A 15,884-nucleotide genomic window follows, 5' to 3' on the forward strand; every position below is an offset into this window, starting at 1 on the left:
ATATAACTAGGATGATGTGAGGGGGAGAATCGGTATGGATCAAAGAAGCCGTGTTATTAAACCCCATTTACAAAGTGAGCTGCCTATCATCTCTCATGGTAATGGCATTTATTTATATGATAAGCAAGGTAATCAGTATATTGATGGTAGTTCTGGCGCGGTAACAGCTAGCATTGGTCACGGTGTTGAAGAGATTATTCGAGCGGCTGTTCAACAGGCCGAGAATGTGTCTTTTGTTTATCGCTCTCAATTTACGAATCAACCTGCGGAAGACTTGGCTTTAAAATTAAGTGAATGGGCTCCTGGAGATCTAAATTGGAGTTTTTTTGTTAATAGCGGTTCAGAAGCGACGGAAACGGCAATGAAAATAGCGATTCAGTATTGGCAAGAAAAAGGCATGTCAGGAAAAAACAAAGTTCTATCTAGGTGGATGAGTTACCACGGTATTACATTAGGGGCCTTATCCATGTCAGGCCACATTCTCAGAAGAAAGCGTTTTAATGCGTTGTTAGATCAACTCCCCTCAGTGTCGGCTCCTCATTGTTACAACTGTCCATTAAATCAAACTTACCCATCTTGTCAATTAGCTTGTGTCCATGAATTAGAAGTTGCAATCCAGCGGATCGGCCCTGAAAATATAGCGGGTTTTATCGCGGAACCGATTATTGGAGCCTCAGGCGGCGCCGTTGTCCCACCGCCTGGTTATTATCAGGCTGTTCGACAAATTTGTGATCGCTATGAGATTCTGTTTATCGCAGATGAAGTTATGACGGGAATGGGTCGAACAGGGGCGAAATTCGCAATTGATCACTGGGGTGTCCAGCCTGATATTATGGCCCTGGGTAAAGGTTTAAGCGCTGGCTATACCCCAATTGCGGCAACGCTAGTTAGCGATCGAATTATCGAAACGATCGCGGCGGGTAGCGCCTCAATCATGGCAGGTCACACGTTCAGCGCTAACCCTCAATCGGCTGCCGTTGCTTTAGCGGTTATTCATTATCTTGAAAGGAATAATTTAGTACAACAAGCGCAAATAAAAGGTGATTATTTAAAAGACGGCTTAAATCGATTGAAGAAAAAGTTGCCGATTATTGGTGATGTAAGAGGGATGGGTTTGTTGCAAGGAGTAGAGTTAATGGCTGATCACCAATCGCGTAAAACATTTCCGCTCAAAGCGGCTGTTACCCAGCGAGTTGTCCAACTGGCGATGGAGAAAGGACTAATCATTTATCCAGCTTTCGGAGGCTTGAATGGCATAGCCGGCGACGCGTTTTTAGTAGCCCCTCCCTTAACAATTAAGCAAGATGAACTTGATTTGATCATAGAGATAATAGAAGACGTCTTACTTGAAGTTCAGCAGGTATGCGTAAAAGAGGGCTTAATAGAAAACGATTAGGCGAGGGGGAATGAACGTGAAGATCACGACCCTGGAAAAAATCATGACCTATTTTCAAGATGGGATGACGTTAATGATCGGCGGATTTGGCGGGGTCGGCAACCCGCCAACATTGATTGACGCAATCTTGCAGGCTGGCATTAGTGACATCACCTTAATTAGCAATGATACAGCGTTTCCAGAAGTTGGCGTAGGGCAGCTAATTACTCAGCGAAGAATCAAAAAGGCGATTGTCTCGCATATCGGTTCAAATCCGAATGCTGGAACGCAGATGACGGCAGGGGACCTTGAGGTCGAATTTTCTCCGCAAGGCACGTTAGCGGAACGGGTTCGGGCAGGAGGGGTTGGTCTCGGCGGCATTTTACTTGATATTGGGTTAAATACAATTGCTGAAGAAGGTAAAGAAAAAGTGTGGGTTGATGGCCGACCCTATTTGTTAGAAAAACCGTTAACGGCTGAGGTGGCCATTATTCACGCGAAACAGGCAGATCCATTTGGAAATCTTATTTATGATACGAGCGCGAGAAATTTTAGTCCGTTAGTAGCAATGGCTGGTGAGATTACGATAGCTGAGGTGGATGAGATCGTTGAAGTCGGCGAGCTTGATCCAGAGGCGGTGGTGACTCCGGGCGTATTTGTCGATTGGATCGTGCCTAGTAAAGGAGTGAATTGGAAATGGGCATGGGAAAAAACATAGCGATTAGACACTTGATTGCCAAACGGGCCGCTCAGGAAATTAAAGAGGGGATGGTTATTAATTTAGGGATTGGGATCCCTACACTAGTGGCTGATTATATCCCAGAAGATCAACATGTGTTGCTTCATGCTGAAAACGGTATTTTGGGAACGGGTCCGACTCCTGCGGAAGGGGAGGAAAACCCGATGCTTTGTAATGCGGGCGGGTTCCCCGTGTCGGTGAAGGCGGGAGCGTCCTACTTTGACTCAGCGATCGCTTTTGCGATTACGCGTAGAGGCAAACTGGATATGACGATCCTTGGGGCGCTTGAAGTAAGTCAAACAGGAGACTTAGCTAATTGGATTGTTCCAGGGAAACGAGTGCCCGGTATGGGAGGGGCAATTGATTTAGCCCAAAAAGCAAAGAGAGTCGTCATCGTCACAAACCATTGCAATAGGCAAGGGAAAAGTAAGATTGTAAAAGAATGCGTGTTGCCGTTGACAGCTAAAGCTTGTGTCGACCTGATTATTACAGAGCGCGCAGTAATGGAAGTGACGGGATCAGGACTTATTTTAACCGAAGTAATGGAGCCGTATACAATTGAGGAAGTGATTGAATCGACAGAAGCAGATTTGCTTATTTCTAATCAGATCAAATGGGTAAAAGGATAGGCCGAGGCCTCGGTCTTATCCTTTTTTTCGTGGTAACAAGCTCGTTATAAGTAAAAATTATGTTACTTATAATATAAATTTTACTTATTGAATGTGCTGCTTTCCTTGGTAAAAAGGGATCGAATTGGTATACTATGTATGATTAAAATAATCGAAGGAGGGATTTTTATGCCAAAAGGTGCAACTGAAACACCTACTTTAAAAGTCGGCGACAAAGCGCCAGACTTTACGGCTCCTGCTCATGGGAATCGCACAGTAACACTAAGCGATTATCAGGGCAAAAAGAATGTATTTATCGCTTTTTATCCTCTAGATTGGACACCTGTGTGAGGCGCTCAAATGCCTTCATACGAGGATGATTTAGCTCGTTTTGAAGAGTTTGATACCCAGGTTCTGGGTATTAGTGTTGACTCCATTCCAAGTCACGAAGCTTGGCAACGTTCAATAGGTGGAATTTCCTATCCACTTGTTTCTGATTTCTATCCACATGGGGAGATCTCCGAGAAATTCGGCGTACTTCGTAAAACTGCAGATGAGCCTGCTTATGGAGCATCTGAACGCGCCCTTTTCATTATCGATAAAGAAGGAATTGTTCAATTTATCGATGTCCATCCAATCGGGGAACAACCGGATAACGCAGAGTTGTTCGAAGTACTTAAAAATTTAAACCAATAATATCCAAAGATTAGTTGTTTTGGACAAGCTGTTAACTTTCTGAAACAGACTAGTTTGGGAACCAAGTAATGAACAAAAAGATCCTTTATAGTTATTGAACTATAAAGGATCTTTTTTTATTTTTATGCTTGAAAAAAGTTTTGCTTACTCCGTATATATTCCATAAAAATGCAAATCATAACAACAGGAGGTGCATCAAAGATGATGAATAATTTCTATCAGGGTACAAATCCAGAGAAAGTACGTCAGGATATTCAACAAGATTTATACGGAACGCAAAACAGAAATATGACAAATACTCCGCAAACGATGTTTCAATCAGGTTTTGCGGGCACGAACGTTCAGCAAGTTCGTCAAGATATTGGCCAAGAAGGCGGCTTTAATTATGGCGCCCAGCAACAACGCTACACACCGAACCAAGGGATGATGAACCAGGGTGGTTCTCAGTCTATGTTCCAACCCGGTTTTGCGGGCACGAACGTTCAGCAAGTTCGTCAAGACATCGCCCAAGAAGGCGGTTTTAACTACGGCGCCCAGCAACAACGCTATACGCCGAACCAAGGGATGATGAATCAAGGCGGTTCTCAGTCTATGTTCCAACCCGGTTTTGCGGGCACGAACGTTCAACAAGTTCGTCAAGACATCGCCCAAGAAGGCGGTTTTAACTACGGCGCCCAGCAACAACGCTACACTTCGAATCAAGGGATGATGAATCAAGGCAGTTCTCAGTCTATGTTCCAACCCGGTTTTGCGGGCACGAACGTTCAACAAGTTCGACAAGACATCGCCCAAGAAGGCGGCTTTAATTATGGCGCCCAGCAACAACGCTACACTCCGAATCAAGGGATGATGAACCAGGGTGGTTCTCAATCTATGTTTCAACCAGGTTTTGCGGGCACGAACGTTCAGCAAGTTCGCCAAGACATCGCCCAAGAAGGCGGCTTTAATTATGGCGCCCAGCAACAACGCTACACTCCGAATCAAGGGATGATGAACCAGGGTGGTTCTCAATCTATGTTCCAACCCGGTTTTGCGGACACGAACGTTCAGCAAGTTCGTCAAGACATCGCCCAAGAAGGCGGCTTTAATTATGGCGCCCAGCAACAACGCTACACACCGAACCAAGGGATGATGAACCAGGGTGGTTCTCAGTCGATGTTCCAACCCGGTTTTGCGGGTACGAATGCGCGCCAGGTTCGTCAAGATATCGCTCAAGAAGGCGGTTTTAATCAACAATCTGGTCAATACTTAGTCTAAAAGGTTTGGTAAACTGGCTGTCATACATTGACAGCCAGTTTTTGTTTTTAAGTTGTTATTTTGCGGGGATTTTTTTAAATAAACTGATGGATTGATCTTGTTGGGAGGGAGGGGCTCCTCCCTTCCCTTTGTTTCCAGGTTTAATAAAAAATAAGGTTAGCAGTAAAGCGATGCCTGCAAGACCAGCGACGGAGAAGAAAAGGGTTCGGTGTGAGATTCCCATTAACCATCCGAAGACAGGTGGACCAATTGCGACACCTAAGAAACGCAAGCTATTGTATAATGAAGTAATCATGCCCCGTTCCGATTGCGGCACAGCGCCAGTTATTAATGTATTAAGACAAGGGAGCAATAGACCGGTGCCAATACTGCCTAGTGTTAATAACCCGATCAAGATGTAAATTTGTTTAAAGAACGCGACAACTACCATGCTAATTAAAAGAAACAAGAGACCTGTTAGCATCACTTTGCGCATTAGGAGTTTATCTTGTCCAATTTTGGCGCCTGTGACATAAGAAGTCGTGACCATACCCATCAAGGGGATTGCTAAAATAAGTCCCTTTTTAATACCGTCAACTTTAAATTTAGCTTCCAAAATGTCAGACAGATAAAATAGCACACCGAACAGAATGAACAATCCGGTCGATCCAACTAAGAAAGCGGGAACAAGCCAGGAACCCTGTTTTTTGAAAATCTGTTTTAAATCAGCCGCGTATTGTCTAAACGGCTTCGGTTCGCTTGTTTTTTTTTCTTTAATAGCGAACCAAACAGCCACGGCAGTAATAAAGCATAATATAGGGAAGGCGAAGAAAACAGCATACCAAATGAGTAAAGCAATTAGGGAGCCAATCACGGGAGAAAGCACTTTTCCTAGTCCGTTCGTTGCCTCGATTGCTCCTAAAGCCTTCGATTCTTCTGCCCCCGAATATAAGTCACCAATTAAAGCCATCGCAATCGGAGCGGTGCCTGCGGCGCCAATCCCTTGAATAATTCTTGCGATTAGGATGATAAGATAAGGTTGTTTCATCAGCCAAGCGGCTAATCCGGCGGCAATTCCGCCCAAACCGTATAAGATAAGAGCGGGAACGATAATTTTTTTTCTTCCATATCGGTCAGATAGATACCCGACAAAAGGAATGATCAGGGCAGCCGCCAATGAGAAGGCGGTAATCATAAGACTTACTTGAAATTGAGTCAATTTTAATTCTTTTTCCATTGTTGGGAGTATCGGCACAATCATTGAATTTCCAAGCACCATCACTAAAGGGATCGAGGCAAGTGTAACTAATTCCATCGGGGATCCAGATTTCGGCATTTCTATTTTCAACTCCCTAGTATGTTAATTCGATGTTAGTTTGCCAATATTCAAAAATTCGTATCAGTTAACTTTTAGTAATTGTGGGAAAGGGAGGTAATATCGAAATGACGCGCTCCATGATTAAAATTATTTTAATACTTTCATTGTTACTTACAGCATGTGGAAAGGATCAGACTGTTTTGAAGACGGGATCACAGGAAAGTGAACCGGTGATAACGAAGGAAGAGAAAACGAAATCTATATTTATTGAAAAATTGAAGTTAGGAATGGATGAAAATGAAGTGAGAAGCCTATTTGGCGCTGATTTTGCGCTTGTGCAAAACTTAATGGAAAGAAATGAAGCTTGGCGCTACGACATAGGAATTGAGGCAGGTTATCAATTTGATGATTTAGGGATTGACACGGTCGATGTGGAGGGTTTAAAGCAAGGAAAAATCCAACAACAGATTTTTATTGACTGGTCGTTCGACGGTCGGTTACTTTCTGCTTCGCTCTATATGCGAAATGAAGAAAGAAATGGATATATTGTGTATGAATTGCTCGATGACAATAGCAGGGAAGAAACATTCAATCCATTTGAGGAAGGGGAGGATTAAAAAAGGCAAAAAAAATCCATCAAACCGATGTGTTTGATGGCAAGAAGATAGGAGTGGAGAGAAACCATAACTGCTAGTTAAGGTGTTAAATTCATTATATAACACAAAGTAAGCGGTTTCAATACTTATTTTAACATTTTTTATAAAAAATTATCTTTCTTTTATTACATACAAAAAAGGAGTTTTTAAAACCGACGTGTTTTACACATATATGCTGCGTTGCAGTGACCAAAGTTTATATACGGGAATTACAAACGACCTTGAGCGGAGACTTAAACTACATAATCAGGGAAAGGCCTCACGCTACACTAGGGCCAGATTACCTGTTTGTTATGTTTATATTGAAGAGAGCGGGAGTAAATCAGAGGCGCTAAAAAGGGAGCATCAAATCAAGAGATTAGCAAAATTAACTAAAGAGAAGCTGGTTCAACAATATAAAAGCGTGGAACAAAGGGGCCCCGAATGATAAGGGCCCCTTTTGTTGCGCTGTATATCATTTTTATAAGATTATTCCTTAAACACAATTTCTTCAATTTCCTCATAGGAGATCACTTCAAAATGGTATTCGCCGCCATGAACAAGCAAGACGACCTGGGAAGAAGATGTATTGTAAAGATCTCCAGTTACGGTTCGATCCTTTAACTTTAGCGTAATCGTTGGGTGGTTTTTTACTAGGGGATCAAGGAAAGATTTATAAGCTAACAAGAACATGCAGCTCCCTCTGAATGAATATGCATTCATTTTATCGTGATTAAATACGAAAGTAAATAACAATTTTCTTGATCATTGTTGTCAGTCGACACAATTCGTGCTACCTTCAGTAAAAGGGGAAAAAATGTTGGAAAAACAAAACATTTTTGTCCTTTATACGTCTAAATAATAGAGGAGAAGGAATAAAGATGTCGTTTATTGGAATTGGGAAGGAGAGAGATTGACAATGAGTAAATACCGCCTTGGGATCAGCCTTCTACTGTTTTGGATGGCGCTGTTCCCGATGGCATTCAAACAAGTAGACGCAGCTACCTCAAATATTCAATTGGTCATTGAAGGGAAAACGTATCAGCCAGATACGCCGCCAAAAATCGTTAATGGAAGAACGCTCGTTCCGATCGCCGTTGTCGCTGAAGCGTTAGGCGCTAAAGTGACATGGGACGGAAAACAAAGGAAGGTAGAGATTAGTGGGAAATCAGTTGAGTTATCGATGTGGATTGGACAGGCTAAAGCGATCTTGAATGGTCAAGAAATTAGCATGGACGCGCCCCCCCGAATCGTCCAGGATCGGACGTTAGTTCCACTTCGTTTTATCGGTCAAGCGTTGGGAGCGAACGTTGGATGGGATGACGCGACACGAACGGTTGTTGTCAACCATGTATACATACTAACTGCAAATGGAAATACAGTTAATGGAAAAGTATTTAACTTTAAAAATGAACTACACCTCCCTTTGAAAGAAGTGGTTACAAACTTAGGGGGAAACTGGCAAGCGGAACGGTTCACGTTGAATCAACAAACGTTTACTCTCGATCGCAATGGCCAACAGCGTTTGAAGTTAAAAAAGATGGATACCGGTTGGGTGATCCCGAAAAGCGCGGTTGAAAGTGAGCTACAGGCGTCAGTAACGTTGCAAGGTAATCGAATCGATGTTGAAAGGTTGAGTCGTTTACAGTCGGTTCGAGAACAGCAAGGGAAGATTTTCATTGACTTTACGACCCCTGTCCAGCCAAATCATTTTCGCATGTCTGGACCAGAACGAATTGTGATTGATCTGCCGAACACGGTGTTAAGCGAGGAATTAAGAACATCATCGGGAAACGTTCGAAGAGATACGACTGGTCTGAACAATGAAATTGAGCGCGCTCTGATCAAGGACATTCGTTTTAGTCAATTTTCCAAGAATCCGCAAACTGTGCGCGTCGTAGTTGAATTAGCGGGTAAGGCAGAATATCAGCTCAATCGGACTGCAACAGGTTATGAAATTTCCCTAAAACCAGATCCGACGTTTGTTCATAATCCAACACCTGCGCCAACTCCTATACCGACACCGAACCCAGTCGTCCCGGTCCCCGTTCCTAATAAGGATGGATTTTTAATCGTGTTAGACGCGGGTCACGGCGGATCACAACCTGGGGCAACTGGAGTGAGCGGGAACCCTGAGAAGGATCTTACACTGTCTGTAACAAATTATTTAGCTGAAGAGTTGAAAGCATACAGTGAGTTTCAAGTGATTTTAACTAGACCTGGCGATACGACAGTGCAGCTTGCAGAACGCGTTCAAATTGCGAATAATGCCCAAGCGGATGTCTTCGTATCTATTCATGGGAACTCTATAAAGGATAAGCCACAAGTGCAAGGGACCGAAACGTATTACTATACTGCCCAAAGTAAAGCGTTTGCTAATGTTCTACACAAGCATCTAGTGAAGGCAACAGAGTTTCGGGATCGAGGCGTGAAGGTAGCTGGGTTTGTCGTTATCAAACAAACGAAAATGCCGTCAGTCTTGTTAGAGTTAGGTTTTATGAGCAATGCGGCTGAAAACGCGCAAATGCAAGATCCAATTTTCCAACAGCGGGTTGCAAAAGCGTTAGCTGAAGCTATTTACGAATACTATTCATCATTATAATTGAGGTGATTGAGCAATGTCCCGTCGCTACCTAGCGCTAGTTTGTAGCTTACTCCTGTTGCTTGCGAGCGGATGCTCTCAACAATCGAGTGCGCCGTTGCCGAACGATGAGGAGCATGTAAATAAGGGAGCTGAAGTTGAAACTGAGCAGCAACAGATGGATATTCAGCTATTTTACGCGGATGATCAAATCTTAGGGTTACAAGAAACAACGGCGGAGATCAAGTTTGAAGATGATGTAGATAAATATAAACAAGCATTTTTGGGTTTGACAACATCATCTGATGATACATTGATTCCAATTTGGGAAAAAGAAGCGTTAGAAAAAGTAAGTTTTGAGGCTGGAACACTAAACTTCCAATTTAAAGAACCAAGCGAACAGCATGGAAGCAGCGTTGAAAGTTTACAGATCGAATCACTGTTAAAAACGATGTTTCAATTTCCAGAAGTAGAGGAAATTTCAATTAACAATCTTGATCAAGAAACATACAGTGGACAGATTGATATATCTGAGCCCTTTACGCGTGAAACATTAGCAGACCAATAGGTCTGCTTTTTTTTCGCCCTTTTTCTACAAAAGAATTCACTTATTGACATTTAAATTAAATCTTATATGATAAATGAGAAAATTCAATAGGTTAAGGAGTGGCTATGGTATGAAGAAGCACCGTAAAGTAGCAGTCTTTATCGCGCTAATTATGTCATTGTTGTTGGTAGCGTGTGGGAACAACGATGACCAAGGTAAAGCGGAAGGGAGAACGGAATCGTTGACAATAGGCATAATTCCAACAATGAGCGAAGGCAATATGAAAGTCGCTATGGATAAATTGGAAAAGCATCTGCAAGACGAGGTTGGTATTCCTGTAGAATTAGATACTTATTCAGATTATAACGGTGTCGTGGAAGCAATGAATTTTGGAGATGTGAATTTGGCTTATCTTGGACCGTTAACCTATGTTATTGCGCATCATGAAAGTGGAGCGGAAGCGATTATGACTCAGTTGATTAAAGGTGAGCCGTATTATTACGCTTATTTTATCGCTCACAAGGATTCGCCTTACGATACATTAGATGATTTGCTGGAAAATAAAGAAGAAGTTACGATCGCTTTTGGAGATCCAAGTTCTACTTCTGGATCACTTATTCCTGGTATGGAATTGAAAGAACGCGGTGTATACCGAAGCGAGCATGATTATGATTTTAAGAACGTGACCTTTACGGGTGGACATGATGCGACCTCCCTAGCAGTCCAAAATAAAGGAGTCGATGCTGGTGGGGTTGACAGCGCCATTTTCGACATGTTGGTTGAAACTGGAAAAATAGATGGAGACCAACTAAAAGTGATCTGGCAATCGGAAAAGCTATTTCAATATCCATGGGCTGTAAAGGATGTAGATCAAGAGACAATTACAAAGATTCAAGATGCGTTTTTAAAGATAGAGGATCAAGATATTTTAGATGCGTTTGGAGCAACAGGTTTTACAAAAGCTTCGAATGCCGATTATGAAGCAATTAAGCAAGCAGCTGAGCATGATGGACGCTTAAAGTAGGTGGTTTGATTTGAATAGAGGAATAAAGTGGTCGCTGACATTCATGTCAGCGATTCTAATTATATGGAGTGGATACAGTACGGAGTTTGATTTTAGTAAATTTCTTAGACTAGGTAAAAGTGTAGAGTTTGTGTGGAATAAATGGCTCCCAATAGACTGGTCCATTTTCCCTGTGGCGCTTAAATCTGCAATAATCACACTGCAAATTGCTATTTTGGGAACATTTATTGGAATGTTGATTGCTCTTCCATTAAGTTTTTTAGCGGCATTTAATACAGCGCCAAGCGCTTATTTGTACCATCTTACAAGATCTATTTTAAATTTCCTTCGCTCCGTGCCGGAAATCGTACTTGGCCTCATTTTGGTTCCTTCATTAAGTCTAGGGCCCTTTCCAGCGGTCATGGCGATCGCGATTCACAATATTGGCGTGTTAGGAAAGCTGATTTCAGAACTAATTGAAGCGGCTGATACTGGACAGCAAGAAGCCGTAACATCGGTCGGAGCCAGCAAGTTATTTGTTATTTTATATGGAATTCTCCCTCAAATTATCCCCAATATCTTGTCGCAATATTTTTACCGTCTCGAGGTCGGTGTTCGGGCGTCGCTTATTCTTGGATTTATTGGCGGCGGTGGAATTGGAAATATGCTTTTCATTGATTTTAAAGTATTTAATTATCAAGCGGTCGCCTGTGAGGTGCTCGTCATCATGCTTCTCGTATTAATTGTAGATTACGTAGGTACATTGGTTAGGAAGAAGGTGATATAATGTTACTACAGGTGGATCGATTGAAGAAGAAGTATGCGAAATCAACGAGTCCCGCGCTCAAAGATATTTCTTTTTCTGTCGCAGAAGGAGAGTTTATCGCAATTCTTGGCTTAAGTGGAGCGGGAAAATCTACGCTCATTCGTTGTATTAATCGGTTAATTACTCCGACTCAGGGAACAATTAGGTGGCTTGGAAAGGATATAACAATTGCTAGCGGTAAAGATTTAACAATGTATCGCCGTTCAATCGGGATGATTTTTCAAACATTTAATTTAGTAGGCCGACTGAGTGTCTTAACGAATGTGCTGGTAGGAAGATTAGGGTATATGCCCGTGTGGCGCGCATTCCTTTTTCGATATAAAACGAGCGATATAAAAGCGGCGGAGCATGCATTAGAAAGAGTTGGGTTATTCCATGTTCGGGACAAGCGCGCCGATCAATTGAGTGGAGGTCAACAACAACGCGTAGCAATTGCTCGAGCATTAGTTCAGCAACCGATCCTAATGTTAGGCGATGAACCTGTGGCGAGCCTTGATCCAATGACTTCAAAAAGTATTATGGATATTTTACAAATGATTAACCGCAAAGATAAAATCACAATGATGGTTAATTTACACGATGTTGAGCTAGCAAAACAATACGCGACACGTGTACTAGGAATTTCCAGAGGAAAGATCGTGTTTGACGGTCCTCCTGAAAAATTAACGTATGAGGAGTTAAATAACATATACTCCTGACTGGAGGTGAAATAATGAACCTAAATCAACTAAGGGCTTTAGTAAAAGTAGTTCAAACAGGAAGTTTTAAGGAAGCGGCAAGACATCTTCAAGTTTCCCAGCCGGCGATCACACAGCGAATCCAAGCGTTGGAAGAATATATGAAGACCCGATTACTATCGAAAGATTCGGATGGTATTCAACTAACAAGTCATGGCAGGACCCTTTATGAGCAGTCTTTAAAGATTCTTAAATTGTGGGACCAAGTGGAGGAAGAAATTTGGGGGGTAAAAGTGTCCGGTCGAATTATTCTTGGCGCGAGCACAATTCCTTCGGAATATTTAGTTCCTCAAATCTTAAAATCTTTTAGGATGGTTTATTCAGATGTAAGACCTCAATTACGAATTTCTGGTACATCAGAAGTATTGCGTTGGTTACGAGATCGAACGATTGATGTTGCGATTACGGGTGATCCGCTGTCAATGGAGGGAGTTAGTTCATTCGCTTTGGCGGAGGATCGTTTACAACTTATTGTCCCAACGGATTTTGCTACGCCCACCGCGCAGGGATGGATTGAAATGTTGTCTGAAGCCGATTGGATTATGAGGGAGCCTGAATCCGACACAAGGCGAACGACGGAAGGGTATTTAAAGAAAGAAGGAATCGACATTAAGGATTTAAAAATTACGGGACAGGTTGAAAGCGCGGAGGCCGTGATCGCATCGGTTGAAGCGGGACTTGGAATTTCTGCTGTTTCCTCACTGGCGGCGGCGAATGCGGAAAAGTTAGGTAGAATTAAAGTCATTGATATTCTTGATCCGCAGATTCAAAGGAAATTTTATTGTTCATACTTAGATGATCAGAAAAACCAATCGGTCATTGCAAGCTTCTTATCCTTCTTACAAACGCAACGAATATAACGCATGAAGCGCAACAAACGCAACAAAAATAGCGCCGATCAACGAGATCGCGCTATTTTTATTTTATTATGTTAGTAGTCTTTTCATGATTTTACCGCCAGCATTTTTAGGCAATGAGTCGGTAAATTCCACAATTCTTGGTAATTTGTAGTTGGCAAGTTTATCATAAAGAAAATCGATCAGTTCCTCTTTTTCTAATTGTTGATCTTCTTTTAGAACAATCACCGCTTTGACGATTTCTCCCCGGGTTCGGTCGGCCGAACCAATCACAGCGACTTCTAACACTTTGGGGTGGCTATAAATGACTTCTTCCACTTCTCGGGGATAGACATTTAAACCTCTTGTGATTATTAAGTCTTTTTTACGGTCTACGATAAATAGATATCCATCTTCATCTACATATCCGATATCCCCCGTGTACAACCAGCCATCGCGCAGTGTGTCGGCTGTTTCCTCAGGGTTTTCGTAATAGCCAATCATGATATTCGGACCTTTGACAACGATTTCACCGACTTCGTTTGACGGCAATTTTGTTCTGCTGTCATCAACGATACTGACTTCAATATCTTGCAAAGGTAAGCCGACTGAACCGAGTTTCTTGACGCCGCTAAGCGGGTTGAAACTAACGACTGGCGAGGCCTCGGTTAGACCATATCCCTCTAGTAACGGTATTTCAAATTGATCTAAAAATAGATTTAAGATTTCTCTTGGAAGCGGCGCGCCGCCAGAAACCATTATACGTACTGTTGATAACGAAAGAGGGCGTTTTTTAAGCGCTTGACTTAAAATGACGTACATCGCTGGCACGGCCGGCAATACGGTGATGCCTTGCTCGTTGATGCTGCGAAGCGCCTCTTTCGGATTAAATGTATCGTGAATGACGATGGAGCTCCCACTAAACAACGGAAGTAATACGCAAACGGTAAAGCCGAATGAATGAAACATCGGTAGCATGCATAAAAAAACATCATCCCCTGTTCCCTCAAGGGAGACATTGCAACTATGGGCATTTGCTAATAAATTATTGTGACTAAGCATAACGCCTTTCGGCTTGCCCATCGTTCCAGACGTATATAATAAGGCGCAGATAGAATTAGGATCTACCTCAGGTAAAGCGCCGATGGGATATGTATCAATTGTCTGAACCGTTTTATCATTGAATATAACAATGTCCTCCAAGTTCAACTTGGCTTTCCACTGCTCTGCATCAATGCTTAATTTTTGAGCTATCTTTTCGTGAGCAAGTAGGATCTTTGCTCCTGAATTGGTTAAAATATATTGGGCTTCATCTGGCGTTAACATTAAATTTAAGGGAACAATGACTGCTCCGATCTTTGTTACGGCAAAATATGAATAAATAAAGAGCGGGCTATTATAACAACTTAAGGCAACACGATCGCCAGGTTTAACACCGATGGAGAGAAAATAACTGGCAAAGCGATTAATTTTTTCATCTAGCTCGCCATACGTGATCGCTTGGTCGCGATCAATCAAAGCGATTTTATTTGGACCCGCGTTTTTAATATAAAAATTACCGAGATGTGTTGGCTGCATATACATCCCCCTTTCTTGTTTCCATGTTATCATACATGGCCGCTTTGTTATAATTAAAGAGCCTCTGCTTTGTAGGTCCTCCTTAGTTTACCCTAAAAGGGATAACATTTTAACCTTGAGAGAAAAATACATGTACAGCGGCAACTGGATTACGCATATGATCTCGCCGTTTATTCAGGTAGGAGGAATGTAGTGTTATCCTATATTGTAAGATCAATTCCAAATTTGTTCACGCTAGGTAATTTGATGTCCGGAGTTTTCTCAATCACATTTGCAATGAATGGTTTCTATAAAATAGCAAGTTTACTTATTTTTTTATCGGCATTTTTAGATTTATTCGATGGACGGTTAGCTAGAAAATTAAAAGTAACAAACCAGGTTGGCGTAGAATTGGATTCATTGGCGGATGTGGTCAGTTTTGGCGTAGCCCCAGCCATCCTTTTTCACACAATGGCTGAGCCTGGTTTTTTGACGAACCTTGCTTTCGTCATGTACCCTACAATGGGGGCATTACGGTTGGCTCGATTCAACGTAAAGCCGACGGTCGGTTATTTTGTCGGAGTCCCGATTACCTTTGCGGGGCTAACAATGAGTCTGATGATGTTATTTTCATTTTCCAATGGATTGATCCCAATTTTATTAGCCTTGTTGATGGTAAGTCCGTTTAGAGTGATGAAGTTTTAAGAAAATAAATTTTAAAAGGGGAGAGTATGATGGGTTGCATGATGGACCATCCACTTAGTGATGTGAAGCAAAAATTAGAAGCCGTCCAGGAGAAATTAGAAAAAAGTTTAGTTGAGCGACTGGCGCATAGTTTTGAAACAACGAGCTGGGAACAGGGTTCCTTAAATGAAATGTTCCATGCGTTGAAAAAGCTTGAGAAAAATAGATCCGAAAGTGAACAGAAGCAAGTGATCGAAGGCATTCAGTCGATCTTAACGAATCAGTCATAACGAAACGGAAAGCAGTATACAAATAAAAGTACCCAGGTTATTTAAATTGTTTGCATAAAAAACGTTAATTGTCACAAAATGTTAAGAGACAGCTTTGAAAGGCAGGTTTTGCAAATGGGGCGAATATCGGTTCTCTCCATGAAAAGGAAGATAGACCTAAAAGGCGAGTACTTCGATGTGATGATTAACTTGGACGGTCAAATTACAAGATGTTTT

The 15,884-nt window shown here is 42.1% G+C and carries 18 protein-coding genes; 15 read left to right on the forward strand and 3 right to left on the reverse strand.

Going from position 1 to position 15,884, the window contains the following annotated elements; translation table 11 throughout:
- Nucleotides 1-34 precede the first annotated feature (34 nt).
- From BEP19_RS07730 to BEP19_RS07755, 5 genes are all read left to right on the forward strand, one after another.
- Entirely contained in the window at nucleotides 35-1,396 is a 1,362-nt protein-coding gene (locus BEP19_RS07730) for an aspartate aminotransferase family protein (protein WP_120189267.1), read from the forward strand.
- A gap of 16 nt (nucleotides 1,397-1,412) precedes the next feature.
- The gene (locus tag BEP19_RS07735) at nucleotides 1,413-2,093 is read left to right on the forward strand and encodes a 3-oxoacid CoA-transferase subunit A (RefSeq protein WP_425452740.1); all 681 of its coding nucleotides are present in this window, start codon (nucleotides 1,413-1,415) and stop codon (nucleotides 2,091-2,093) included.
- The gene (locus tag BEP19_RS07740) at nucleotides 2,072-2,743 is read left to right on the forward strand and encodes a 3-oxoacid CoA-transferase subunit B (RefSeq protein ID WP_120189269.1); all 672 of its coding nucleotides are present in this window, start codon (nucleotides 2,072-2,074) and stop codon (nucleotides 2,741-2,743) included. The genes BEP19_RS07735 and BEP19_RS07740 overlap by 22 nt, the downstream gene beginning before the upstream one ends.
- Nucleotides 2,744-2,911: 168 nt before the next feature.
- A complete protein-coding gene (locus BEP19_RS07750; protein WP_245983423.1) occupies nucleotides 2,912-3,418 on the forward strand; it encodes a redoxin domain-containing protein in 507 nt (168 codons plus the stop codon).
- A 201-nt stretch (nucleotides 3,419-3,619) separates the two neighbouring features.
- On the forward strand, nucleotides 3,620-4,675 hold the full coding sequence (locus BEP19_RS07755; protein WP_120189272.1) for a hypothetical protein: 1,056 nt from the start codon (nucleotides 3,620-3,622) through the stop codon (nucleotides 4,673-4,675).
- Between the two features lie 55 nt (nucleotides 4,676-4,730).
- Here the strand turns inward: BEP19_RS07755 and BEP19_RS07760 are convergent, their stop codons facing one another.
- The gene (locus BEP19_RS07760; RefSeq protein WP_120189273.1) at nucleotides 4,731-5,990 is read right to left on the reverse strand and encodes an MFS transporter; all 1,260 of its coding nucleotides are present in this window, start codon (nucleotides 5,988-5,990) and stop codon (nucleotides 4,731-4,733) included.
- A 107-nt stretch (nucleotides 5,991-6,097) separates the two neighbouring features.
- Here BEP19_RS07760 and BEP19_RS07765 point away from each other — a divergent pair, with 107 nt between their 5' ends.
- Nucleotides 6,098-6,589: a hypothetical protein gene (locus tag BEP19_RS07765; protein ID WP_120189274.1), complete on the forward strand. Its 492-nt coding sequence runs from the start codon at nucleotides 6,098-6,100 to the stop codon at nucleotides 6,587-6,589.
- A 211-nt stretch (nucleotides 6,590-6,800) separates the two neighbouring features.
- Complete coding sequence (locus BEP19_RS07770; RefSeq protein WP_120189275.1) at nucleotides 6,801-7,055, forward strand: GIY-YIG nuclease family protein; 255 nt, start codon at nucleotides 6,801-6,803, stop codon at nucleotides 7,053-7,055.
- Nucleotides 7,056-7,096: 41 nt separating this feature from the next.
- Here BEP19_RS07770 and BEP19_RS07775 read toward each other — a convergent pair whose 3' ends face one another.
- Complete coding sequence (locus tag BEP19_RS07775) at nucleotides 7,097-7,294, reverse strand: hypothetical protein (protein ID WP_147393778.1); 198 nt, start codon at nucleotides 7,292-7,294, stop codon at nucleotides 7,097-7,099.
- A 232-nt stretch (nucleotides 7,295-7,526) separates the two neighbouring features.
- Here BEP19_RS07775 and BEP19_RS07780 point away from each other — a divergent pair, with 232 nt between their 5' ends.
- From BEP19_RS07780 to BEP19_RS07805, 6 genes are all read left to right on the forward strand, one after another.
- A complete protein-coding gene (locus tag BEP19_RS07780) occupies nucleotides 7,527-9,209 on the forward strand; it encodes an N-acetylmuramoyl-L-alanine amidase family protein (RefSeq protein WP_120189277.1) in 1,683 nt (560 codons plus the stop codon).
- A 16-nt stretch (nucleotides 9,210-9,225) separates the two neighbouring features.
- Nucleotides 9,226-9,756, forward strand: a complete 531-nt coding sequence (locus BEP19_RS07785; RefSeq protein WP_120189278.1) for a GerMN domain-containing protein — start codon at nucleotides 9,226-9,228, stop codon at nucleotides 9,754-9,756.
- A gap of 109 nt (nucleotides 9,757-9,865) precedes the next feature.
- Nucleotides 9,866-10,759, forward strand: coding sequence for a phosphate/phosphite/phosphonate ABC transporter substrate-binding protein (gene phnD, locus BEP19_RS07790; protein ID WP_120189280.1), 894 nt, complete (start codon nucleotides 9,866-9,868; stop codon nucleotides 10,757-10,759).
- 10 nt (nucleotides 10,760-10,769) lie between these two features.
- On the forward strand, nucleotides 10,770-11,525 hold the full coding sequence (phnE, locus tag BEP19_RS07795; protein WP_245983425.1) for a phosphonate ABC transporter, permease protein PhnE: 756 nt from the start codon (nucleotides 10,770-10,772) through the stop codon (nucleotides 11,523-11,525).
- Nucleotides 11,525-12,262 (forward strand): phosphonate ABC transporter ATP-binding protein, encoded by a 738-nt coding sequence (gene phnC, locus BEP19_RS07800; RefSeq protein WP_120189283.1) that lies wholly within the window; start codon nucleotides 11,525-11,527, stop codon nucleotides 12,260-12,262. Before phnE ends, phnC begins: the two co-directional genes overlap by 1 nt.
- A 14-nt stretch (nucleotides 12,263-12,276) precedes the next feature.
- The gene (locus BEP19_RS07805; protein ID WP_120189285.1) at nucleotides 12,277-13,161 is read left to right on the forward strand and encodes a selenium metabolism-associated LysR family transcriptional regulator; all 885 of its coding nucleotides are present in this window, start codon (nucleotides 12,277-12,279) and stop codon (nucleotides 13,159-13,161) included.
- Between the two features lie 66 nt (nucleotides 13,162-13,227).
- On the opposite strand, the gene BEP19_RS07810 is transcribed toward BEP19_RS07805, so the two are convergent.
- Nucleotides 13,228-14,715, reverse strand: coding sequence for a long-chain-fatty-acid--CoA ligase (locus tag BEP19_RS07810; RefSeq protein ID WP_120189286.1), 1,488 nt, complete (start codon nucleotides 14,713-14,715; stop codon nucleotides 13,228-13,230).
- A gap of 192 nt (nucleotides 14,716-14,907) precedes the next feature.
- On the opposite strand from BEP19_RS07810, the gene pssA reads away from it, so the two are divergent.
- Complete coding sequence (pssA, locus tag BEP19_RS07815; protein ID WP_120189288.1) at nucleotides 14,908-15,399, forward strand: CDP-diacylglycerol--serine O-phosphatidyltransferase; 492 nt, start codon at nucleotides 14,908-14,910, stop codon at nucleotides 15,397-15,399.
- 29 nt (nucleotides 15,400-15,428) lie between these two features.
- On the forward strand, nucleotides 15,429-15,668 hold the full coding sequence (locus BEP19_RS07820; protein ID WP_120189290.1) for a group-specific protein: 240 nt from the start codon (nucleotides 15,429-15,431) through the stop codon (nucleotides 15,666-15,668).
- Nucleotides 15,669-15,884: the final 216 nt, after the last annotated feature.

The sequence above is a fragment of the Ammoniphilus oxalaticus genome, assembly GCF_003609605.1.
Lineage (GTDB): Bacteria > Bacillota > Bacilli > Aneurinibacillales > RAOX-1 > Ammoniphilus > Ammoniphilus oxalaticus.

What these genes read in the sequence shown, in the direction of transcription:
- BEP19_RS07730 (WP_120189267.1), top strand. Translation starts at nt 35, where the DNA reads ATGGATCAAAGAAGCCGTGTTATTAAACCCCATTTACAAAGTGAGCTG.
- BEP19_RS07740 (WP_120189269.1), top strand. Translation starts at nt 2,072, where the DNA reads ATGGGCATGGGAAAAAACATAGCGATTAGACACTTGATTGCCAAACGG.
- BEP19_RS07755 (WP_120189272.1), top strand. Translation starts at nt 3,620, where the DNA reads ATGATGAATAATTTCTATCAGGGTACAAATCCAGAGAAAGTACGTCAG.
- BEP19_RS07760 (WP_120189273.1), bottom strand. Translation starts at nt 5,990, where the DNA reads ATGCCGAAATCTGGATCCCCGATGGAATTAGTTACACTTGCCTCGATC.
- BEP19_RS07765 (WP_120189274.1), top strand. Translation starts at nt 6,098, where the DNA reads ATGACGCGCTCCATGATTAAAATTATTTTAATACTTTCATTGTTACTT.
- BEP19_RS07770 (WP_120189275.1), top strand. Translation starts at nt 6,801, where the DNA reads ATGCTGCGTTGCAGTGACCAAAGTTTATATACGGGAATTACAAACGAC.
- BEP19_RS07780 (WP_120189277.1), top strand. Translation starts at nt 7,527, where the DNA reads ATGAGTAAATACCGCCTTGGGATCAGCCTTCTACTGTTTTGGATGGCG.
- BEP19_RS07785 (WP_120189278.1), top strand. Translation starts at nt 9,226, where the DNA reads ATGTCCCGTCGCTACCTAGCGCTAGTTTGTAGCTTACTCCTGTTGCTT.
- phnD (WP_120189280.1), top strand. Translation starts at nt 9,866, where the DNA reads ATGAAGAAGCACCGTAAAGTAGCAGTCTTTATCGCGCTAATTATGTCA.
- phnC (WP_120189283.1), top strand. Translation starts at nt 11,525, where the DNA reads ATGTTACTACAGGTGGATCGATTGAAGAAGAAGTATGCGAAATCAACG.
- BEP19_RS07805 (WP_120189285.1), top strand. Translation starts at nt 12,277, where the DNA reads ATGAACCTAAATCAACTAAGGGCTTTAGTAAAAGTAGTTCAAACAGGA.
- BEP19_RS07810 (WP_120189286.1), bottom strand. Translation starts at nt 14,715, where the DNA reads ATGCAGCCAACACATCTCGGTAATTTTTATATTAAAAACGCGGGTCCA.
- BEP19_RS07820 (WP_120189290.1), top strand. Translation starts at nt 15,429, where the DNA reads ATGGGTTGCATGATGGACCATCCACTTAGTGATGTGAAGCAAAAATTA.